Annotated in this window: 1 protein-coding gene (running past one end of the window); it reads right to left on the bottom strand. The window is 67.0% G+C overall.

Annotated features, from left to right (window positions below):
* Positions 1 to 24654: the 5' portion of an LEPR-XLL domain-containing protein gene (locus SCD90_RS07025; protein WP_319843940.1), read on the bottom strand. The gene continues 5562 nt to the left of window position 1, outside the view; the window shows 24654 of its 30216 coding nt (coding positions 1–24654); it begins with the start codon at positions 24652 to 24654; the stop codon falls past the left edge of the window.

Raw genomic sequence — 24654 nt, 5'->3', positions numbered from 1 at the left:
GAACAGCGCACGGCCATTGTCGCCGAGAATGACGTCGCTGCCGCCGCCGGACACGACGGTGTCGTTGCCGGAGCCCGCGATGACGATGTTGTCGCCGCCGCCGGTCGTGATCGTGTCATTGCCGCCGAAGGCCGTGTCGGACGAGGCGATTTCCGTCACAAGGCCGCCGACGAAGACGGCATAGCCGTTGTCGCCGAGCACGACATCACCGGCATCGGCCGAGGAGCCGCCGCTGATCTCGATCGTGTCGCTGCCCGAGCCGCCGATGACCACATTGCGGCCAGCGATGGTGGTGATGAGGTCGTCGTCGCCGTTGGCGGCGCCGGTGCTCTCGACGCGGACGAGCACGCCCGCCTCATAGGTCGCACGTCCCTCGTCGCCGACGATGAGATCGGTGCCGCCGGTCGAGACAACCTTGTCGCGGCCACGGCCCGCGATGACCACATTGCGGCCGTCGCCGACGCGGATCAGGTCGCCGCCGGCCACCAATTGCGCGCCGCCGGTCAGCGAGGTCACAAGAGCAAGCTGCGTCACGCCCAGAGCGGCGTCGTAGGTGAAGACCACGCGGCCATTGTCGCCGATGACGATGTCGTCGCCTTCCGCGCCGTCGATGTCGTCGCCGCCGACGCCCGCTGCGCCCTTCACAGCAGCCGTTTCCAGGCCGCCGATCAGGATGTCGTTGCCGAGGCCGCCGGTGATGATGTCCGTGCCGCCGACATCGAGATTGGTCGACTCGAACTCCACGAGGATGGGTGCGCCGAACACGTCCAGCTTGCCGGTGACGAGACCGTCCTCCAGCTGACGGATCTGGCCATGATCGCCGAAGATCACGTCGTCGCCGTCATTGCCGGCCAGCGTGTCCGAGCCGGCCGAGCCGGTATCGTCGATCGTCAGGATGCGCGTTTCGCGGTCCACATCGAACGAGCTGTCGCCGAAGATGCGGTCATCGCCGCCACCGCCGGTGATGGTGTCGTCGCCCTCGCCGCCGGCCAGCCAGTCATTGCCGCTGCCGCCCTTGATGATGTCGTTGCCCTTGCCGCCATCGGCCACCACGAAGCCCGTCGCCGCCGAGGCGTCGATGATGTCGTTGCCGAAATTGGTGAAGGCGCGTCCGCTGCCGTTCGGATTGCCGGGCGTGGACGAATAGCGGCTGCCATCCACCGAGGTGTCGCCATACAGCACCAGCGGACCGGCGCTGCTCTTCACGATGATCGTGTCGTCGCCGCCGCCGCCATGGACGATGGTGAGTGTGTCCGGATTCGTGGCGTTGATCGTGAAGGTGTCGTTGCCAGTGCCGAGCAGGAGCTCGACGGTCTCCACCTTGTCGAAGGTGATGCCCCGCTCGAAGTCCCCGATCTCGGTCTGGAGCGGCGCGCCGGACATGCCGAGCCCGCGAATGGTGCTGGTGTGGACGCCGTTGACGAGCTTCGTGTCGAGCACGCCGTCCGTTTGATCCGCCACCGCGCTGTCGTTGTAGAGCGTGATGATGTCGATGGCCGGGCCTGCATCCACGCCATGATCGGGCGACGGCAAGGCGGGATTGCTCTCGCCGGGCAGGGTCACCGCCGCGGCCAGGCTGCGATCCTTGTCGCCGACATCGCCGTGGATGATGAGCGGACCCGCGACCTGGCTCAGCAGGTGATCCTGGCTCGAGAAGGTGCGCTCATAGCTCGGCACCTGCACGGGATTTTCGACCGCGCTGAGGGTGATCGTGATCGGCTGGTTCCAGTTCGCCGCCGTGAAGCGAACGGTCCCGGTCTGCGCGTCGAAGCGCGGATCATTGCTGGAAGCGCCGGTCTGGCCGTCGGTGATGACCTTCACCTCGACGTACCATTCGCTTCCCGCGCCTGCCGGAGGCGGAGCGGTGAGGCCGATGTCGTAGGTGTCGGTATGGCCCTCGGACACGGTGGTGCTGCCGCCGCTGGGGGTCACCGTGATGGACGCGGAATCGCTGTCGGCGACCTGCACATTGATGCGCGGCTCGTCTTCCAGCGTGAACCCGGCATAGAGGCCACCGGTCAGGCTGCTCGTCACATCATGCGTGATCTCGGCATTGAAGCGGTTCTCCACCACGCCGTCGGCCGGGGAGCGCACCTCAACCGTCTGCGCCATGCTCCAGTTCGCGGAGGTGAAGGTCAGCGACAGTTCATTGACCCAATTGCCTGTCGTCTTGTCGAGGAACTGGATCTGGCTGCTGGCGCTGCCGACCTTCACGGTCACCGTCTCGCCTGCGGCCGGGGCGCGCGTCAGCGCAACGCTGTAGTCGTCGGAGGCCTGGCCCTCGGTGATCTTCGTGCCGGCATTCGTCTCGCTGACGATGAGGCCGGGCTTGTCGTCGTCATGGACCGTGACGAGCACGTTCGGGATCACGGCGCCGTTCACGGCCGCGCTGGTGCTGATGATCGAATGGCTGATCGCCACGTCTTCCGCGCCTTCGAGGCCGGGATCGTCGGTCGCCCGCACATAGATGGTGGCTTCCTTCAGGCCCCCGTCCTTCGTGACCCAGCCATTGGCCGTGTAGACGAAGGCGACGGTGAGAGCGTCGGAGAAGGCGCCGTTCGCGGAGGTGGCGATGCCGATGGTGGCGCCGTTCTTGTCGCGCACGGCAGAGGAGGCCTGTGCCGCCGAGACGGTGAGGTACGCCATGGTGCCGATCGCCGCCGCCTTGTCGGGCATGGCGATGGTGTAGCTGTCGACCGAGTTCGGATCGTTCTCGCGAACCTGCGTGCCGCCGTCCGTCTGGACGACCGCAACCGCGCCGCCGCCGCCCGCCAGGGTCAGGTCGATGCCCGGCGCGAAGATGCCGTTGTAGCGCGGATCGCTGCTGCCCACCGTGTGGTTGACCACGCCGGACGTGCCGCCGCTGGTCGCGGAGACGACCGTCTTCAGCACGTCGCCCACGATCTCGAAGCGATCGCTGCCCGCGCCGCCGATGATGGTCGTCAGCGTGCCGGGATTGGTCGAGAGAATGTAGAAGGTGTCATTGCCCTCGAGGCCGTCGACCTCGACGGCTTCCTCGACATTGGACAGCTTGATGGTGAGGCCGGCGCCGTAGATGCCGTCGGCGGTGACGACGAACACGTCGTCCTTCTCGGAGCCGAGCGCCACCACGGTGTCGAAGCCCGAGCCGCCGTCGATGTCCACCGGCGCATTGATGTTGTACTCGATGATGTCGTCGCCGCTGCCGGCGTTCAACCTGATCTTGGCGCCCTCTGCCAGAGCGAAGGCACGCACCACGAACTCGTCGTTTCCGGCCTCGCCTTCGAGGCGCAGGTCGGCATGGTTCGAATAGACCTGGAAGCGGTCGTCGTCCTCGCCGCCATAGATGACGGTGGCGTAGCTGATGCCCTTCGACAGCCAGCCAACCGTTGTCTGGGTGGTCTCGAACAGGTCTCCCGGTGCAACGCCGGCGGCCGCATCGCGCTGCGAGCCGAACACCTGCCCGACCTGGAACAGGTCGTCGCCGCGACCGCCATCCACCGTGGTGATGGCAGCATTGTCATCCATGAAGAAGCTGTCGTCGCCGTTCCCGCCCTCGACGATGAGGCGGCCATTGATGCTGGAATTGTAGTTCACGCGCTCATGCGCGGCCTTGAACGCTGTTCCGTCCTTCTGGAGCATGGCCACGAAGTTGTGGCGCATGAGGAAGGTGTCGGCGGCGTCCGTGCCCTTGATGCGCAGCACGTCCACGCCGTCGTCGCCCGCGCCGGTATCGTCGACGTTGATGATCACGTCCGACGTTCCGGACAGCTGGATGTCGTACAGGTCCGTGCCGCCCTCGCCGTCCAGCGAGAGCTGGTCGCGCACGCCCGCCCGAACCACGTTCAGGGAGAGCAGGTTGACGACCTCGATCACATCGTCGCCGGCACCCGACTTGACGGAGATATTGCCGTTGATGTCCGCGAATTCGAGGTGGATCAGGTCCGTGCCGCCGCCCGTCGCGATGTTGAAGGCGGGACCGTTGAAGCGGCCGTAGAGCTTGATCGTGCTGCCGGTGGCGCCGGTGATGAAAGCGCCGTCGGCCCAGTTGCCGCGGATGTCGAGACGCTGCTTGGCGTTCACGATGGCGATGGCATCTACGATGACGTCACCACCTGCGTTCAGAGCGATGCTTGCGTTGGCGTTCAGGCTGCCGCCCTGGAGCAGGATGTCCTCGCCCGCCGAGGCCGTCATCGAGGTCCCGGCCCGCAGATGCGCGCCCTTCGTCGTGGTCAGGTTGCCGCCGGTGCGCAGGTCGATGGTGGTGACGGCATAGAGCTTGGCGTTGGTGATCAGGGTGTCGCCGCCGGCCTGTGCGTCGATATAGGTCCCGGCATTCAGCAGCGCCGTCTTTTCGACGATCAGATCGTCGCCGGCGGAGAGCTTGATGAAGGTTGCGGATTCGAGGATCACGCCGGCCTTGATGGTCAGGTGATCGTCATCGGCGCCGGTGTCTCCGGCGGTCTTCGTGATGCTGTTGGCCTTCTCGTTCTCGGTGACGGTGATCGGGCTCGATGTGCGGATGTCGAGCTTACCGCCGGCTTCCATGCCGTAGGTGCTCTCGATCACGCCGCCGATCGTCAGGCCGCCCTTGTTCCAGATGAAGGTGTCGCCGCCCGACTTGGTCTCCATGCCGCTGACGGTGGAGATGATGCGCTTGCCGCCGCTGACGCTGTCGTCGGAGCCGATGTCCTTGCTTGCGACGAGGAACGTGGCGCCTGCCGCGATGTTCGACTTTTCGTCGTCGCGTCCGTTCAGGATGCTGCCATTGAGTGCCGCGATGAAGGCCGCGCTGCGCGGGCCGTCATAGCTGGGGGCGCGTGCGGTGCCCGCGCCGGCCAGGATGAGGATCAGGTCGCCCGCCGTCTCCACGAGGTAGAGGTTCTCGTAGTCGGTGGTCGCCGTGACCGAGCCCGTGCTGCCGTTGTACGAGCTGTCGATCTCCACCTCGTCACCGGCCAAGCCAATATTGTGGACGGCGTTCAGCGCGATGTGGCGGCCCGTGACCACCACGTCGGTCTTCGACCCCACGGAGGCATCGAGGATGGACGCAGCGGACTTCAGGCGCACGTCTCCCGTCTTCGCGAGGATGGCGGCCAGGCGCAGGTCACCGAACGTCTCGAACAGATGGACATCCACCTGCGCGGTCGCCGTAACCGTGGACGCTGCCGCGGCATCGATCTCGAGATAGTTTGTCGCGCTGCCGATCGAGCCTTCGCGCGAGGTCAGGACGATGTTGCCGTTGTCGGTCTTCACCTTGACGGTGTCGGTGTTCAGGGCGTCGCTGATGGAGCCCTTGGCCGAGAGGTGGATTTCCCCGGCGCGTGAATAGATCGCCTCGATGTTGAGGTTGCCGAGCGGCGCGTCGATCCAGATGCCGTCCTGCGCGCGGGCCGTGAGGGCGCCGTTGCCGACGAGATCGACATTGATCGCCCGCGTCGCGCTGCCGATGGCGCCATCACCCGCTTCGAGGATGATGCTGCCGCCGCGCACGATGACATTGCCGGCGGTGGCGGCGGAGTTGACGATGTCACCATCGCCCTTCACCCGCACATCGCTGCCCGTGGACGTGGTGCCGGCCTGCACCAGGACGAGCTTCATGTCCTGCTCGGAGCCGATGAAGACATGCTTCGACGCGGTCACCGAAATGGTGCCGTCGACCGCGAGGTCCACGTCCTCGCGCTGCAGGATCAGCACCGTCTTCACGACAGGCGCCACTGTGACGGTGGCCGCCGTGCCGGCGGTCAGGGTCTGGCCTGTCTTGAGGGTGATGACGCCGCCGCTGACGGACGCGATCTCGTAGGACGTGCCGGCTGCACTGGCGTTGAGGCCGTTTGACAGCTGGATCTTCATGCCGGGCTGGAAGTCCCGCGCATTCCAGGTGCCGGTTGCAAGCGTGATGGTGCCGGCGCCGTTGACGTTGCCGAAATTGACCACCGCCGACTGGCTGGCGGGATTGTTGACGGCCTGTCCGACGGTGACCGTGCGGGCGGATTCCACCTTCAGTTCCTGCGTGACGGTGATGACGCCGCCGGAGACCGACTGGATCACGTGGTACTGGCCGGCTTCCGTGGCATTGCCGGTGGCGCCGTCCACGAAGAGCAGCATGCCCGGCTTGAAGCTGGTCGCGTCCCAGCTGCCGCTGGCGAGCGTGATGGTGCCGCGCCCGCCCGCATTACCGAACGAGACGGTGCGATCCGACACGCTGGCCAGGAACACCACGTCGGTGCGCTCGGCGGCGGCGAGCGCGGTCTTCTGCGCCTCGGTCATGCCGGTCGAGGGCAGCGGCAGGTCGATGCGGACGGCATCCGACGACAGGGTGCCGACGCCGCCATTGTCCACCTCGATGACGAGGTTGCCGCCGACATCGATGTTCGCGGCCTCCTTTGTGGTGGAGGTGTCCGGCACGGCCTTGAGCAGGCCGGCGGAGAAAGTGTTGAGCAGTTGCTGCTCGGTCCACACCTTGATGCTGCCCGTCAGGCGGTCGCGGTCCGCCTGCGAGATGGTGTAGGTGAAGTCCTTGTTGTAGGCCGCGACCGTCGCCGGGTTGTAGGCCAGGAACTGGGCGTGCAGCGTGTGGTACTGCGCGGTGCGCAGATCCTCGATGGTCTTGATGGCCGCGTTGGCCTCGGTCTCGGTGGCGTAGGCGGCGCGGTAGTACGCCTTCTCGGCGTCAGACAGCGTGACCTTCTGCGCCGTGCTGTAGGCGACGTCGCCCTGCGCACGGCGGAAGTTCCAGTAGCTTTCGTACTCCTGCTGCTTGAGGCTGGCGAACACGTCCAGCGCCTGCTGCTGCTTGGCGCGGGCGGCGTCCTCCGTCAGCGACAGGTCGGCCCACACGCCGGCCTTGAGATCGGCCAGCGAACGCTCGTCGCGCTCGGACACACCATTGGCGTCGAGCAGGTTTCCGGAGCCAACCTTGATCCATGCACTGCCGGTGGTCTTCAGCGACTCCAGGCGCAGGTCGCCGGACGTCTCGGCAATGAACACGTCACCGCCGGCGGTCAGGTTCAGCACATTGCTGCGCATGGCGCCGGTGTCGAGGACGAGAGGCGTGGTGGTGGAATTGCCCACGCCGCCGCCGGCGTTCAGCGTGATGCTGGCTCCGGTGATGTGCGCGGCGCTGAGGCCGGAGGTCGCGGCAGCCGCTACCTTGATGGCGCCCGGAGCCGTCAGCGTGACATTGCCGGCGGCCGTGACCTTCTTGATCGCCATTTCGCCGCTCATCTCGGCGATGTTCACGGCACCGTTCGTCGCGGTGACCTCAAGATAGCCGCCCTTGCCGTCGACAAGGTTGACCTGCACGGCCTGTGCGCCGGTGCCGACTCCATTGGTGCCGGTGAGCACGACATTGACGCCGCCAACCACCGCGGTCTCGGTCAGCTGCTCGATCGCCTTGTTGGAGATGATCGTGGTGGTGCCGGTCTCGTTCTGGATGGCGCCCTGCAGCAGGACGCGCCCGCCGCTCTCGGACTTGATCGTGACGTCGGACGTCTCATCGCCGATGAAGCGGATGCCGATGGTGTTGTCAGCCGCGATGGACTGCGTGGCCAGAACGCGGGAGCCCTGCTCCGTCACGGTCTTGGTGTAGTAGGTCTTCTTTCCGTACCAGGTGCTCGTGGTCCACGAGGTGGAGGGATACACGACCGGCGCGCCATCGGCGCGCTCGCTGACCGAATAGCCGTAGCCGTTGGTGCTGTTGTTGTAGAAGTAGGAGCTCGCGGCCACCAGCTCGGGCTCGCCCTTGGCTTCCTGCTTCGTCCACTGCAGGCTTCCGGGATCGGCCGCCAGGGCGTCGATGCCCAGCCAGCTGGACGTGCCGTACTGGTTGGTCGTGCGGGTGACCTTGTCCTTGCCGACCTGCCAGCCGAAGCGGGTGTCCTGCTGCGGCGTGTAGGCCGTCTTGCTGTGGTTCGGCACGGAGACGACGCCGGACTCATCGATCGTGTCGTTCACGAGGGTCACGAGCCCTGCCCGCACCGTCACCGTGGCCGACTTCTTCTCGTAGACGGTCTGGTAGTACGGGTGGGTGGCGTCGACGCCGGTGCGGCCCTTGTCGTTCAGCACGATGAGGCCGGCGCCCCGCTGCGAGACGTCGAGCCGCTTCACCAGCAGGTCGTAGCTGGTGTTGTTGGTGATGTTGACGTCGGAATAGCCACCGAGCGCCTGGATCTCGCCCGTGCCCGTGTTGAAGATCTTGCCCGTCAGCGTCACGGACCCGCCGGTGGAGCGCATCTCGCGCACGACGATGCGCTGCTCCTTGGTGTCGTACTGGACGATGAAATCGTTATCGACCACCGAGGTCAGCGTCACGAGCCCGGTCCTGCCGGAGCGGATGATCTGCTCGATCTCAAGGCGCGCATCATTGCCCAGGGTCAGCGTGTAGTTGCCGTCGCCGCTGCGGATCAGACCGTTGACGTTGATGAACTCGGCATTGATCGTGATGGTGGAGCCGACAAGGTTCGGCACCGCCGGCAGCGCCGGATTGGTGAGGCCCGGGATGGCGGCTCCGCTATTGTTCAGGTTGGCATTGCCCATTCCGGTGCCGGACGCATTGTTCGGCAGGCTGTCGGCAGCCGAGGCATCGGTGTTCGTGGTGGTGGCACCGCTCCACGCCGCCGTGGGATCGCTGCCGACCATGTAGATCGAGCCCGGCTTCAGGCCGATCGTCACGGCGCCGCCGACCGTCTTCAGGGACTGGATCGCCGTGAAGATGCCGCCGCCGGTCACGAGAATGTCGCCACGGGTGATGGAGGCATCGATGGTGACGCTGGCATTCGGCGTCAGGTTCGTGATCGTGCCGCCGACGATGATGGACGGTCGGACAATCGACGCACCCTGATCGATCTCGCCGTCGAAGGTGTTCTTGATGGTGATCGAAGGCGCGTCGCCCGTGCCGCCGCCCAGCACGATGGTGCCGAATGCGGAAACCCTGGCGCTGACCGATGCGACCGAGCCGTCCAGCTTGTCGAGGTCCTGGTTGTCCTCGGACGCACCAACGGCGTTTATAGCGTCGATCTGCTGCTTCGGCGTCGCCGTCTGGCTGGCACCGACCGGCTGGATCTTGGTGCCGTTGATGCTGACGCCACCGTTCTGGGTGGGGATCGTGATGTCGCCCACGCGCAGGGAAGCGATGGACTTGTTCTCGATGTTGACGCTGGCATTGCCCGGCGAGTCCAGCTTTCCGGTGCCGGACAGCTGGTCGGCGCGCACATCGATGATGCCGGCCTTGGCGGTGATCGGGTCCATGACCACGGTGACGATGCGGCGGTCCACCGCGACATACACGTCCTTGCCGTTGTCCTTGTAGACCTCCATCAGGCCGTCGGCCACGAGGGACGCGCGCAGGCGGTTGATCTCGCCCGTGTAGAAGGCCTTCAGCTCAGCATTGCCGTCGCTGGCATAGCGGGCGAGCTTCTCTTCCTTGTCGCGAAGATCGGCGAACAGGTTCGACTGCACGCCTTCCAGCGCCAGGTGGAAGGGCGCCGGGCTGTTGTTGCCGACCGGCACCATCTCGCCATTGGTCCGGTAGTACAGGTCCTCGGACGAGCCGTTCATCCGGTAGGTCACCGTGATGATGTCGTCGGCCGTGTACTCGTTGCCCTGACTGTCGAACTCGACGCCCTTGTTCAGCACCACGCTGACGATCTCGACGGCCACGTTGCGACCGACGCCGGTCTGCACGGTGCCGTTGACGGTGACGGTTCCCACCGCGCGGGTGAAGGAGGTGCCGTTGAACACCTCAGCGCCGCTGCTGCCCAGCATCGCATCCACGCCGTCGGCGGCGCCGCTGAGCCAGTTGACGGCCTTGCCCTTGGCGGACACCTGCGCGAGGCCGTTGCGCTCGGCGTAGAGCTTGGCATCGCCGCCCGTGCGCACCAGCGCGTTCGCGGCGATGGTGACGGTGTTGGCCTGCACCAGGAAGCCGTGCGCGTCGATGTCGTCGATCGGGATCGGCGTGCCGGCGAAGCTGTCGGAACGCGCGTCGATGACATAGGCGTCGCGCACCATGTCGGCGTCCATGCCCGCCAGCAGGTTCATGTCGCCCTTGGAGAACAGGCTCGCGCCCGTGCCCACCGCGATCTCGTTGACCGGGCGCACATCGACCCTCGCCATGGCGATCGCGACCGTCGCGATGCCGCCATAGGTGTCGACGCCGACGACCGTCGTGACATTGCCCTTGCCGCGGGCGGACAGGGTGATCTCGCCGATGCTCGACAGATCGGCGTCCCCGATCTCGATGCGCGACAGATCCTGGATCGTGTGGATATCGGAGGTCGCGCCCACGCCCGAGCCCAGCGCACCGCCGGCAAGGAACGTCACCTTGTCGTGCGCATCGATGTCATTGAGGGCGCCGAGGGTCAGGTCGCCCGGAGCCGAGGCCGAGCCGGTGACGGCAAGGTTTGCGCCGTCGGCCACCACGACCTTGGTCGCTAGGTCGATGGCGGTGGTGCTGCTCACCTCGGCGCCGGAGGCGAGGCCGAGCGTCATGCCGTCCACATTGCCATCGGCGATCAGCGGCTTGCGCACGCGGTTGACGGCATCGGCGCCGATGTCGCGGGCCTTCACCACGGCATCGGCCTCGAACGTCGTCGTGACTGCCGAGCGGATGTAGTTGATGCCAACGGCGCCTGCGCCGGAAATGGCGCCGTAGGCGTTGGTCAGGATCTGCGTGTTGACGGTGGAGACGTGCTCCGCCGAAAGGTCGAACGAGCCCGCGCCGCGCGTCGAGACATCCACGACGGCGTCCGCACCGATGGTGGCGGTCGTCACCGATATGGTGCTGGTCTTGGGCTCGGCAGAAGCGCCGGCCAGCACGCCGCCGGCTCCCGCCGTGGTGTTGGCGCGGTTGTCGTCTGAGCCCAGTGCCCTGACGGTGACGCTGCCGGCCGTGACTTCGGCGTCGTCTCCGATCCGCACCGAAGTTTCGGTATTGGATTCCGAGTTGGCCTTGGTGATGCCGGCCGCGATCAGGCCTCCCGCCGTGCTGTTGGAGTCGGCGCGCTGGCGCGTGTTGTTGGTGGCGCTGGCGACAACTGCGCCCGTGATGTTGAGCACCGAATTCGCGGCGATCAGGCTGCTGACCTTCGACATGTTCTCGGCGCGCGTGATCGTGGCATCGACGCCGATGAGGCCGCCGGCGCCGCCGGTTGCCTTCGCATCGGCCGAATAGCCGGACGCGGCGAGTGCTTCCGTTGCCGTGACCGAGACGCTGCCGGCGGTGATGCTGCCGCCGAGCGTGGCCGATACGGTGTTCGCCACCGTGGCGGTGGCCTTCGAAACGCCCACGGCGGCCGTGCCGGCATTGAAGCCGTAGGCCGTCGCGACCGCCTGCGGGGTCGCGAGCGAGGACACGCTCACGGCATCGGCCGAGAGCACCGTGGCCGTCAGCGACGCGCTGACCGTGTTCTGGATCCTGGTTTCGACGACGGAGCCGCTGGCCGCGAGGCTGACGAGGCCGAGCGCAACGCTGGCCGAGCCGACCAGTGCGCCCGCGCTCGACGTGTCCTGCGCGCTGACGGTGATGTCGTCGCCAACGGTCAGGCTGCCGCCCGTGATGGCGGCTTCAACCACGTTCGTGATGTTGTTGGAAACATCGGCGCCGCCGCCGGCAATCGCGCCGCCGAGGCCGATCGCCACGGACAGGGACGCTGCTGCCGCCGTCGCGTTGATGGTGGAGCCATTGATGGCCTGCACCGTGACATCGTCGTTCGCGGACGTGGTGTCCGTGACATTGACGAGGGTGTCCGTGATACGGGCGGAGACCTTGTTGCCGATGGTGTTCTCGGCCAAAGCCACCGAGACCGAGGCTGCGACCGAGACCGTGCCGATGGCGCCGGAAATCGAGGCCGCTGCCGCTGTCGCGGTGATGGCGGAGGTGTCCTGCGCACGGACCGAAAGGTTGGCTGAGGTCACGCTGGTCGTGGTGGAGTCCGCGCCCAGATAGGCGCTGGTTTCCACATGCACGTCATTCGTGGTCTCAACGCCCGCGCCGGCGAGGCCGACCGCAACGGTGCCCGCACCCGCGACGGCGACGGCGCCCGCCACCACATCGGCGGTGATGGTGGCCTTGCTGGTCGCACCCAGCGCAACCGCGCCGGAAGACCGGACGGAGGAGCCGGTGACGTAGGCCAAGACCTTGTTGCGATCCGTCGCGCCGTTGCCGACGCGGTTGAAGGCCAGCGACATGCCGACCGAAGCCGCGCCGCCGACCGTGCCGCTGAAGGCTCCGGACGCGGATGCCGCCGCGATGAGCGCCTCGATCGTGGACTCGTCGCTCGCGCTGACAGTGACTGCGCCGATCTTCTTGCTGTCGGTGCCGAGCGCGCTGCCGGTGATGTAGGCCAGCGTATCGCCCGTCACGACATTCTCGGCCTGCGCGCCGGCGCCGGCCGCGCTGATCGCCACGGTTCCGCTGCCCGACACCGCAAGAGCTGCGGCGACCGAGGTGGCCTTGATGGTCGAGTTGCGCTGCGCCGTGACGGCGAGTGCACCCGAGGTGGCGACGGAGGACACGTCGACCAGGTGGGCCGACACATCGTTGTCGATGGTGTTCCAGGCCAGCGAGACGCCGACGGTGGCGCCCACCGCGACATTGCCGGAGAACGCCGCGCTAAGGGCCGCCACGCCGACATCGGCGGTGACCTTGGAGGTGTCCTTGGCTGTGACGGAGAGGCTGGCGGCATCGACGCTGCCGCCGGAGATATAGGCGGAGGTTGCTATGGCGATGTCGTTGGTCGCGCCGGCACCCACGCCGGCCACGCCCACGGACACACTGCCGGAGGCGGCCAGGGCGGCAGCGCCGGCATAGACCTTGGACACAATGGTGGCGTCGTTGATGGCCGACAGCGTCACCGCGCCCGAGGAGTTCAGCGTCGAGCTTGAACCATAGGCGGTGATCGAGCCGGAAATGCTGTTCAGCGCTGCGGAGGCGCCGACGGCGATGCCGACGCCGTTGCTGCTGCCGATGCCGGCTGCGGCAGCCGCCGAGCCGACGATGGCGTTGATCTTCGACGTGTCGCTTGCCGAAATCCCGATGCTGGAGGGCTTTGTGGTGGCCCCGATGGTGCTTGTGGCGATGTGCGCATCGACCGAGCCGGTGATGGCGTTGGTGGATGCTGCGCCGCCAGCGGCGACGGCGACGCCGTTGGACCCCGCTGCAAGCGACACTGCAGCTGCAACCGCAACCGCATCGATCTCCACATCGCGCACCGCCGAGACCTTTAGGGCACCCGAGACGTTCGCGGAGGTGACGCCGCTCAGATAGGCCGTGACATCGTTGCCGATGGTGTTCTCGGCGATGGCGGCGCCGACCGTGACGCCGACGCTGGTGCTGCCGGAGAAGGCGGCGCCGACCGCAGCGGCACCCGCATCCGCATCCACATTGGACGTGTCCTTGGCGGAAACGGAAACGCTGCCGGCGGTGATGGTGCCGCCGGTCACATGCGCAAGCGTGTCGACCGCGATGTCGTTGCTGGAATACACGCCGCCGCCGGCGACGCCGACCGCGTTGGAGCTGCCGGCCGCAAGAGCGACCGCGCCCGCGAACACCTTGGAGGTGATGTCGGCGTCTTCGACGGCCGAAACCGTGAGCGAGCCCGACGGCGCCAGGGTCGAGCTGTCGGCATAGGCTTTCACCACGCCGTTGATCTCGTTCTCCGCCACGGACACGCCGATGGCGATGCCGATGCCGTTGCCGCCGGTGCCTGCCGATGCCGCACCAGCCGCAGTGCCGACGATGGTGTCGATGTCGGACGCGTCGAGCGCCGTAATTTCGATGCCCTTGGCGTTGCCGGTCGTGGTCAGCGTGCTGCCTTGGACATGGGCATCCACGGTGCCGTCGATGTCGTTGGTCGCCGTGGCGCCGCCAAGCGCGACCGCGATGCCCGTCTGCCCGCCGATGGCGAGCGCGAGCGATGCCGCGACCGCCGTCGTCTCAATGGTAGCGTCACGCTCCGCGTGAACGCGGATGTTGGGCTCCGTCACCATCTGGCCCGGCAGCGTGATCGCTGCTCCGGTCGCCGTGATCGAGGCGCTGTTTGTGACGGAAGCGGTGACATTGCTGTCGATATCGTTGAACGCGAGCGTCAGACCGATGGCGGCGGCCGTGGCGTTCTGGCCGGAGAAGGCCGCCGCAACGCTGACGGCGGCCGCTTCCACGTCCAGCGTGGAGGTGTCGGACGCGTCCACGGCAATGCGGGTGGCATTGATCGTGCCGCCGCTGATCGTGGCGCTTACATCGCGCGCAACGCTGTTCTCGGTCTCGACGCCGGCGCCACCCAGCGAGAAGCCGGTCTTCTCCGCGCTGATGCCGATGGCAACGGATGCGGCCGCAACGCGTGCCTCGACCGAGCCTTCCGCCGAGGAGGCGACATTCACGGCGCCGCTGCTGCGGACGGTCGAAGAGCTGATGGAGGCCGAGGTCTTCGCCCGGTCGGATGCCGTGCCAATGCCGTTCCAGGCGATCGACACGCCAAGGCCAACCGCTGTGCCGGCTCCTCCGGAACCGAACGCAATGCTGCCTGCGACGGAGATGATGTCGGCGTCGATCTGCGAATCGTCGGTGGCGGAAACCGTGACGGCGCCGGTCTTGGCGCTGTCGGTCCCGAGCACGCTGCCGGAGATCGTCGCGGTGGTCTCGCCCAGGATCTGGTTCTGCGCGAAGGCGCCGCCGCCGGAGAGGGCGAAGCCGCTCTTGCCGCCCGCCGCCGCCGAGAAGGCCACAGCCGCGGACTGTGAATCGATGATCGCCGTGCGATCGGCGGTGACGGACACCGCGCCGGGGGTCGCAAGCGTGCTGCCGGAAATCGTTGCCGCGACATCGGTGTCGATGGTGTTGCGGGCCAGCGACAGGCCGATGGAGGCAGCCTTGCTCTCCTCCGCCGCGAAGGAGGCGGTGACGGCGACCGACTGGGTGTCGGCATGGATCGTGGAGGCGTCGGAGGCGGAGACCTCAACGCCCCCGGCTCCGGCGGTCACACCGGCGACGCCGCTGACGGTCGGCGCGCTCTCGATGCTGGCCGAAACGCCGTAGGCGATCTTGTTGGCCGTGTAGAGGCCGGACACGCCGACGCCCTTGGCGCCGCCCTTGCCGGCGGCTGCGCTGAGAGCAACCGAGGTGGCGGCGATGCTGGCGTCGATGTCCGCCGTGGAGGTCGCGGTGACGTCGATGGCGTCGCCCGCCTTCAGGACCGCGTTCTTGGCATAGGCCTTGATGCCGAAGCCTTCCTTGCCGGACGGGTCGGTCTCGGTGAGGTTCAGGGCGTCGTCCTCGTCCGTTCCGAGCGAGGATGCGCGCCAGCCGATGAGGTTCAGCGCCACGGAGACACCGATGGCCGCAGCCGTCGCGCCTTCGGCGCTGGCGCCGCCCGTCACCGCGATTGCGGCGACGTCGGACTGGATGCTCGACCCGTTTGTGGCCGTGATCGCGATGTCGTCGGACGCCTTGAGCGAGCCGCCGAGCGCATGGGCATCCACCGAGCCGAGCACGGTGTTGATGGCGACCGCGCCGCCGCCGCCGATGGCCTTGCTGCTCTTGTAGGTGCCGTTCAGGGTGACGGCGGTTGCGGCCACGCTGGAGGTGATCTCGCTCTTGTCCGTGCCGAGCGTATTGGCGGCATCCACCACCACGTCACCGGCCTGCGCATCGACGGTAGAATTCTCCACGTTCGCGCCGACATCCACGTCGATCGTGTTGCGCGCGGTGCTGAGGCCGATGCCCAGCGCGAGCGGCGCCTTCTCTTCGTTGATGCTGGCGGAAGCGCTGATGGAGGTGCCGCTGACATCCGCATTGATGGAGGACAGGTTGAGGGCACGGACCTCAACATTGCCGCCCTTGGCGATGACCGAGGAATTGTTCTCGATGCTGGCTTCCACCTGAGCCGCGATGCGGTTCAGCGCGATGATGGCGCCGATGCTCTTGCTGCCCTGAAGGCTGAGGCTGGTGGTGGCGCCCTCTATGACGGCGTCGATGCTGGTCCTGCCGGTCGCGGTGACATGCACATCGCCGGCTGCATTCACCGTCGCACCCGAGATGGCGGCGCTGACGGCGACCGGCTGCTGCTCGCTTTCCAGCACGCCGAACAGCGCATCCACGGTGTTGAACAGGAAGTTCTGCGGGACCACGCCCAGCGTGTTGAAGGCAAGCGTGACGCCCACGGCGGTCGCACGGCTTTCGGTGGTGGAGTCGATGGTGGCGTGGATGTGCGAGGCGTTCGACGCCTCCACATCGACATCGCCGCCGGCCGTGGTGTCCACGGTGCCGCCCTGGATGAGAGCCTTGGCGCTTGCGAGGACGGAATTGGTCGCGATGATGGCATTGACCGCCATCGACTTCGACTTCATGCCCTCGGCTTCGAACGCGCTGCCACCGGTCGCGATGGAGACCGCGTCGATATCCGCATTGATGGTCGCGATCTGCTGCGCGGACACCCGCACGGCGCCCGCCGCGTCCACATCGGCGCCCTTGATGAGGGCTTCGGCCAAGCTGCGCACATCGTTGCGCACGAAGATGCCGCCGGTCGCGCTGGCGCTGGTGCCAGGAACGTTGAGGCTCGGCAGGTACTGCGTCAGTTCCTCGGCGGCGGGATCAACCACCCGCCAGGAGGTGGCGTCGGTGTAGTCGGCCGCACCGAGATCCAGCAAGGCCGGGTTCTGGCCGATATACTGGTACAGCGTTCCCGAAGCGCCCTTGGCCTGGGGATAGCCCTCGGCCACGCGCACCACCGCATAGGGCTGCACCGTCTGCGAACCCGAACGCGTCGTGTACTGATACTCGCCCAAGGTCGACTGAAGGAACTTGGCCAGAAGCGAGACGCCCGCATCGCTGCTCACATCGGCGATCTGCGTCAGCTTCGTGGAGGCGTCGATGGTCGAGCGGTCCTTCGCCTCGACCTTCAGCGCGCCGCCGGAGCTGATGTCGTGGGCCGACGCCGTTTCGATGGCCGCACGCGCGCCGCCGTTCACCAGATTGCTGGTGATGACCGCGCCCGTGGCCGAAGCCGAGGCCTTGTAGAGCGCGCTGCTGGAGCCGGTCGCTTCGTTGCTGATGCTGGAGAGGATGGAGGCGTTGTCGTCGGCCGTGACCGTGATCGCACCGTCTGCCGCCAGCGAGGAGTTCGTGACCAGCGCTTCGGCAAGGGCGACGCCGGTGCCGGGCTGCTCCTGGAACTCGGAGGACCCGGCAAGGGTGTCGAGCAGGCGATAGAGGACGTTGGTCGTTCCCCAGTTCACCGTGTTGAAGGCGATGGTGGTCGCCTTCGCGCCGCCGCCTTCATTGGTGATGCCCGCCTTCAGGGTCGAGACGATGCTGGCCGTGTTCGTTGCCGTGACATCGATGCCGCCATCGGCGGTCAGGCTGCTGCCCGTCACCTCGGCCTTGGCGTGATTCTGGATGAGGTTCGTCGCGATGGTGGTCGACTTGGCCGACGCGCCATGGAACATCGAACCGAACTTGAACGGCACTTCGCCGAAGGCGCTGGCGCCCTCGGAGCTGATCTCCGCATCCAGCACGGAGGTGATGGTGGCGGTATCGCGCGCCGCAACCGCGACATCGTCGCCGGCCGTGACGACGGCGTTCTTCACGGAGGCATCCACGCCGCCGCGCACATCGTTCACCGACACGACCGTGCCGGCAGCCGAGCTCTTGGTCAGGCCAAGATTGACGCCGAGCGGGTTTGCCTGCGTGGCTGCGACAAGCTTCCAGTCGCCGAGATCGCTGAAGTCGGCCGAGGCGAGATCGAGCTCCGCCGCGGTGCCCATATACTTGTAGGTCTCGCCCTCCATCTTCACCCACTTGGAGGTGTCGATGTAGTGCGCCACCGAAAGATCGACGGAGCCGGCTGCGCCGATATAGCGGTAGACATCGCCATCCGCGCCGCCCACGAGCACCCGGTCGCCGGTTTTCAGCGCGGTCGCGCCAGCCGTGCTGGCGTAGTCGTGCGCGGTGTAGCCGGCGCCGACGCGCACGAGATCGCCGAACACGAGGGGGCGAACCTTGGCGCTCTCGCCGTCGTCCGGCGTCGTCGTGAAGTCGATATCGGCATTGGCGTCGATCGTCTTGCCGATGATCGACAGGCCGCCGTCCGAGGTGGTGGAGGCCGACGAAACGATCTTGGTGTTCGCGTTGATGCGCGCGGTGTTCGAGGCGTCCACATCCACGGAGCCGCCGGCGCCGACGCTGGAGCCCGTGACCGCCGACGTGTTGTCGATATAGGCCTTAACGACGCCGCTGATCTTGTTCGACGACAGGACGGTATTTGACGCGCCGCTCTTCGCCATCAGCAGTGCCGACTTCTCGGAGACCGCCGCGTTCGACACGGTTGCGTTGATCGAGCCGGTGTTCGCGGCGGTGACCGCGACATCGCCATCGGCGTCCACGTCGGACGCGGTGATGTAGGCCAGCGTCTGCGAGCCGGGATCCACGCTGCCGAGGATGTCGCCGCCGATCAGCGTGCCGATGGTGTTGAACAGCACATTGTCGCCGGCCCAGCCGATGCTGTTGTAGGCGACCACCGTCGCGGAGTTCTTGTCGCCGCCCGAAAGCGAACTGCGCAGGCGCGCGTCGATCTCGGCGCTGTTCGTGGCCTGGACCAGCACGTCACCGGCCGCGCCGGTTCCGCGCGCCGTGATGTCGGAGGCGTTGGCGTAAGCCTGCGCGCCGCCGAGCACGCGGTTGGTCACGATCTGCTTGCCGCCCGTCTTGGTGTCGGCGCCGAAGGGCAGGATCTTGCTGGTGATGCCGCTGCCGCCATCGACCTGGAGATTGGTCTCGGCATAGGCGACGATGGCCGCGCTTTCGTCCGCGACGATCGCGACATCGCCGGCATCGGCCGTGACGGCCGAGCTGTCCACGAAGGCCTGCGCGCTGTTGCGCACATCGTTCAGCATCAGCAGGATGGCCGAGGCGCGGGCATTGGACGAGGTCACATTGCCGACGTTCTCGAGAAGGCTCGTCTCCTCGACGACGACGCGCTTCCAGGCGGTGGCGTCGGTGTAGTCGGCGGTCGACAGGTTGAGCGGCTGCGTGCCGTTGCCGATGTATTCGTAGACCTCGCCGCGAATGCCCTTGGCGGTGTCGAAGGTGCTGCCGATGCGCACCCGGTCGCCCTTTTCCAGGCTCTGCGAGCCGGAGCTGGTGGTGAAGCGGTAGGAGTTCGCGATCGTGGTCTTGGCGGAGCTGATCCAGTTCGCCGCGACGTTGGAGACGGTGATGCTCTGGACGAGCTTGCTGTCGGCCACGATGGTGGCGTCGTCATCGGCTTCGACCAGAACGCCGCCGCCGGCGGTGATGGTGGAGCCGCCGACGACCGATGCGCTCGCGCCCGCCGCGATCTTGTTGCTGGCGAGGAAGATGCCGGAGGCGGCGCCCGTCGAGCCGAACGTGGATTGCAGGACGGCGGTCTGGGCGTCCTCGACGACGAGGTCCTGGCCCACGGTGGAGTGGATGGAGGTGGTGGAGCCGGCGGTGACGTCCACGTCTCCCGCTGCGTTGATGGTGGCGTTCCGCACCTCGGCATGGGCCTGATAGGGCGTCTGGCTGCCGAAGATGGCGTCGCCGGCTATGGCGTCCACGGTCTCGAACAGGACGTTCCCGGAGGTCCAGCCAATGGTGTTCAGCGCGATGATGTAGGTGCTGGCGGGACCGGAGGATTTGGTCAGCGCGATGGCGGTGATGGAGCCCTTGGTCTGCGCATCCACCAGCACGTCGCCGCCGGCGGTGGTGGTGACGGTGCTGTTCGTGATGGAAGCGTTGGCGCCGCCCAGCACGTGGTTGGTCGCGAAGATGACGGCCGTGCCGCCCTTGTCGTTCAGCGTGCTGTCCTCGCGTGCCGAGATGTCGGCGGCGGCGAGCGCCTGCACGCGCACATCACCGGCTGCATCGACCACGGCACCCTTGATGCCGGCGGTCACCTTGTTCTGCACGTCGTTGAAGACAAAGCTGCCCGCCGTGTCGCCGGCCGGCAGGATACCCACGGACGGCACGATCTGGTCCAGCACCCAGGTCGCGATCTCGGTGTCGATGTCGGTCTGCGCCGGGACCTCCTTCCAGAGATCCTTGTTGGCGTACTGCGCCGTGCCGCCCAGCGCGACGTTCGCGGGCGTGCCCATATACTGGTAGATCTTGCCGGCATCCCCGGCATTGCCGACCCACACCCGGTCGCCGAATTCCAGTGCCTTGGTGCCCGAAGCCACGGTGTAGTCGTAGCCGCCAGCCAGCAGATTGGCGTATTTTTCGACGAGGGCGGCGCTCTGGTCGAGCGTGCCGTCGCGACGGCCGCCGTCCGAGGAGCCCGTCGTGTTGACCGCGGCCAGCATCTCGGTGGCAGACCGGATGGCGGAGCTGTCCTGCGCGATCACCGACACATCGCCGCGCGCATCCACATCCGTGCCGAAAGCGGCGGTGCTGTTGTCGATCAACGCAGACGTGGCGGCGTTGATGTCGTTCGTGGACAGCACGATGCCGACGGACATGCCGGCCGTGACGGCCTCCGCGCCCGTGGAACTGGTGGAATTGGTGACCTTGGACCGGATCAGGCCCGTGGAATCGGCCGTGACCGCGATGTCGCCGGCGGAGTTCACGTCGCTGTTCGTGATCGCGGCGCGTGTCGCCAGCGGGGTGCCGATTCCTGCCGGGCCGTTCAGCAGAGCCTCGGCCGCATCGTCCACGCTCTCGGAGTCCAGAAGCTCCTTGATCGTGCCGAACAGGTCGGAGTCCGGCTGCCCGATGGAGTTCAGAGCAACCGTCGCACCGAGCGCCGTGCTGCCGGAGGTGGTCATGCTGGACGCATTGACCGCTTCGATGGTGGCGGTGTTCGTGGCCTCGACCAGGACGTCGCCAGATGTGGTGACGACGCGCGAATCCTCGATGCGCGCATCCGCGCCGCCGAGGATGCGGTTCACCGCAACGACGCCGTTGAGCGCGGTGCCCGACGCGCCGCCGAACACCGAACCAGCCTTCGCATTGGCCGTGATGTCGGTTTCCGCGACGATGGTCTGCGCCGCTTCCGCCGACACGGACAGGCTGGCGGCCGTGAGCGCTGCATCGGAGACGCGCGCCTCGGCGCCGCCATCCACCCGGTTGAGAACGATGATGGCACCGGCGCTGATGGCGGTGCCGGCCTTGAAGTTGAATCCTTCGGGCAGGATCTGCGTCTGCGGCACTTCCTGCCAGTAGCGCAGGTCGGAATAGTTCTGGGCCGCGAGGTCGCGCGTCCCGTTCTCGCCCATGTAGCGGTAGATGGAGCCGGGATTGCCCTCCACCTTCTGCCAGTTTGCGGTGTCGAGATAGTTCTGGGCAACGAGGTCGAGCGATCCACCGGCGCCGACATAACGGTACATCGCGCCGACCTGCCCGCGATTGGCCGGGAAGCCGTCCTTGATCTCCACGATGTCGCCCGCACCGACGGTCTCGAACTTGGTCTCGGAAAGGCCGAACAGGTCGAGGGCGGTGGTGAAATCGCTCTTCAGCGCGACCGTCTGGCCGAACGCGATCGCCTGCGTTCCGTCCGTGGCCGAGAAGGTCGAGTCCAGCGTGTAGCGCAGCAGCTTGTCTGCGAACCGGGCCAGCCCGTCGGTCGAGGAGACGCTGGAGGCGATCAGCTTGGCATGCGACAGCACCGCGCCTTCGTCACGCGCGGAAACCGTGGCCGCACCCGTGGAGCGCACGGTGGCGCTCGACGCGCCGGAATTGTCGATATAGGCCCGCGTCGCCCGCGAAACCGTGTTGGAGCCGACGACCGCGCCTGCGGTGCGCGCCGCGCCAATGCCGAAGCTCTTGCTGTCCGCGCGCGAAATGTTGCTGACATTGGCGTTGATGACGCTGCGTCCAACGGCCATCACGGCGAGAGCGCCCGCGACATCGACGGAGGAATTGCTGATCCGCGCAACCGTGTCGGAGCCCGGCTCGGTGGTGAAGAAGCCCGTGCCAAGCAGCTGGTCGACGACGCCCGAGACGGTGTTCGAGAGCGTCTGGGTGGATTCGAAGCCCACCACGTTCACGGCGATGGCGCCGGTCACGGCATTGGCTCCGGCGCCCGTGGTGGCGGCACCCGCTTCGGCGTGTGCGTCCAAGATGGACGTGTCGGCAGCCAGGACGTTGAGGTCGCCGCCGGCCGTAACGGTGACGGTGCTGGTGTCCACCGCGGCCGTGACGGCGCTGGTCACCTGGTTGAGGGCCAGCGTGCCGGCGAAGCTGAGGCTGGTGAAGGCGAGGCCCGCGCCAAGGCTGGCGGAGGTCACGACATTGGTCTGGGCGTCGGCGCTCACGACCATGCCGTTGACGGCGCGCACAGTCACATCGCCGGCCGAGGTGACGCGTGAATCCACGACGTCGGCCGTGACGTCCTTGTCCACGAGGTTGATGGCCGACGAACGCTCGAAGGACACGCTTATCGTGAACGGAAAGCGCGAGGCATTGATGAGCACGGCCTCGCCGGTGGCGGACACCGTCGAGGTGTCCTGGGCGGAGACGGTCACGCCGGCGGCGCCGGCGCCGACAACGCTGTCCGTGATCCGCGCGCTCGTCGCGCCCGTCAGGCGGTTGCCGGCCTGATGACCCGACGCGGACACATCGGTGTCCGAGATCGCGGTGACGGAGACGCCCGAAGCCGTCGCGCGCACGCCGTTCAACCGCGCGGAAGCGGTCTCGCTGATGCGGTTGGCGGCGGTGTCGGAGGCATCGGCGTCGATGTCGATGAGAACGTTGCCCGTGCTGCCGGCGGCGAGCTCGAGGCGCCCGGCGGCGTCGATGGTCTTGGCGGCGGTGTCGACCGGGCGCACCGCGTCCGCCGAACCGCCGACCACGACGGCCGTCGTGCGGGTCACTTCGTTGGCAGCGTTGACGGCCGGGAAGTAGCCGACGCTGTTGAGGACCGGCACGGCCTGCGCCTTGTTGGTCGTCAGCTGCTGGCTGATCAGGGTCACGTCATCCGCGGTCATGCGGACGGACGGACCTCCGGCCCCGAGAACTGCGGAGCCCGTTTGCACAAGGCGCGCCGAGGCGGCCACATCCACGCTGGTGGTGTTCGTCACCTTCACCAGTGTGGTGGCGGACGTGCCGACCGTATCGGCGACTTCGACGGGGGCGGTGATCACCGGCAAGCCGAGACCCTTGACGTCCACATCGACATCCACGTCCGTGCTGGACGCAAGATCTATGGTGCCGCTGGCCGTGATCGCGCCGGACACGCTCACCACCGAATGATCGGTCAGGGCGATCGTGACGCTGGAGAGATTCCGGGCGTCGGGTGCGGACAGGTCGACGTTGGCGGTGACGTTCGCGGTCAGGCTGACCGTGACACCCGTGATGCGGCCGTCCATGACCACATCGGCGGTTGCCGCCGATGTGATGCCGACGGTGGCCAAGGCGGCTCCGGTGACGGTGATGGTGGTCCCGGTGACGGCGCTGGCATCCAGGGTCACCACGGTGCCGGTCAGCGATGCTCCCGACTTCACCCAGATCTTGGAGACGGCCGAGGTGATGGCGTTCGGATTGGCGAGCCCGGAATCCGTGATCGTTTCGATATCTTCGGCATCGGCATCGAAGCTGATCGTGTGCGCCGTGATGGCAGCGACCGGTCCGACCGTGATGAACTCGGAATCGACCGACAGCGTCTTCGCGCCAAGGTTCAGCGTTCCGGAGAATTCGACGGCATCGCTGCCCGCGCCGCCATCGACGATGATGTCGAACGTCAGCGTGCCCGGCAGGGTGGCCACGCCGAACGTGTCGTCGCCGGTGCCGAGCAGGATCTTCAGCTGAGAGGCCGGTGCGTTGAAGTAGATCTTCTCGAAGTTGGACGCGCCGGTCGGTGCGACCATGTAGCTGTAGCCCGCAACCGCGTTGTCGGACGCCACCAGCTGCGCGCTGAAGCCGCCGGTCTGGGTGCCGAGATCGATGGTGACGATGCCGCCGCTCTCGGGAGCGATCCGCGCAAGGCTGATAAAGCCAGCGTCTTCGCCCGTGGTGCGATAGGTCAGGTCGCCGTTGAAGCCCTCGCCATAGACCAGCGCCTCGAAGCCGGAGCGCGCTCCGGCAAGCGACGCGCCCTGCGCGGCATACAGCGTATCGGCACGGCCGCTGCCGGCCACAAGGTTCTCGACACTGTCGAATGAACCCGACACGCCAGCCGAAGAAACGTCACCCCTGTTGGCGCCATCAAGGAACCAATCGCTGCCGAGCGTGTTCTGGACGTTGAGCGTATCCTGCCCTGCGCCGCCGTCGAAGGCGAAGTCGGGAAGCGAGACGCCTGCGAAAGAGTCGGCGTCGAAGGTGAGCCGGTCATCCCCGTCGCTGCCCGCGATCGAGATGGCGCTGATGTCCGCAAGATCCCCGAAGGCCAGTAGCGCGCCACCATCCGACATGTCGCGGATTTCGACGCGCTGGATGTGGACGGTCTGCTCCTCGACCTTCTCCACCTGGTTGACCAGTTGGACCAGGATGTCGTGATCGGCACCGCTGTTGTCGAAATCGTTGAGGTTGAGCGACAGGATGTCCGCGTTCAGCAGCAGGCGCGGCTCCAGCGGCTCGAACAGGAGCCGCTGGCGGTTTGATCGTTTTGCAGCTGCCGAGTGCAGCAGGCGGGCCAGCCAGCTCCGGCGGATCGAGAAGCGCGCCATCCCGGGCTTGCGCCCACGGGGGCGACCGGTGATGCCTTCGGACTTGAACGGAAATGCCAT

This window comes from Terrihabitans rhizophilus, assembly GCF_033898525.1.
In the GTDB taxonomy this organism is placed as follows: domain Bacteria; phylum Pseudomonadota; class Alphaproteobacteria; order Rhizobiales; family Methylopilaceae; genus Flaviflagellibacter; species Flaviflagellibacter rhizophilus.
The sequence above is the reverse complement of the archived record's forward strand: the minus strand, read 5'-3'. Positions and strand labels throughout refer to the sequence as shown.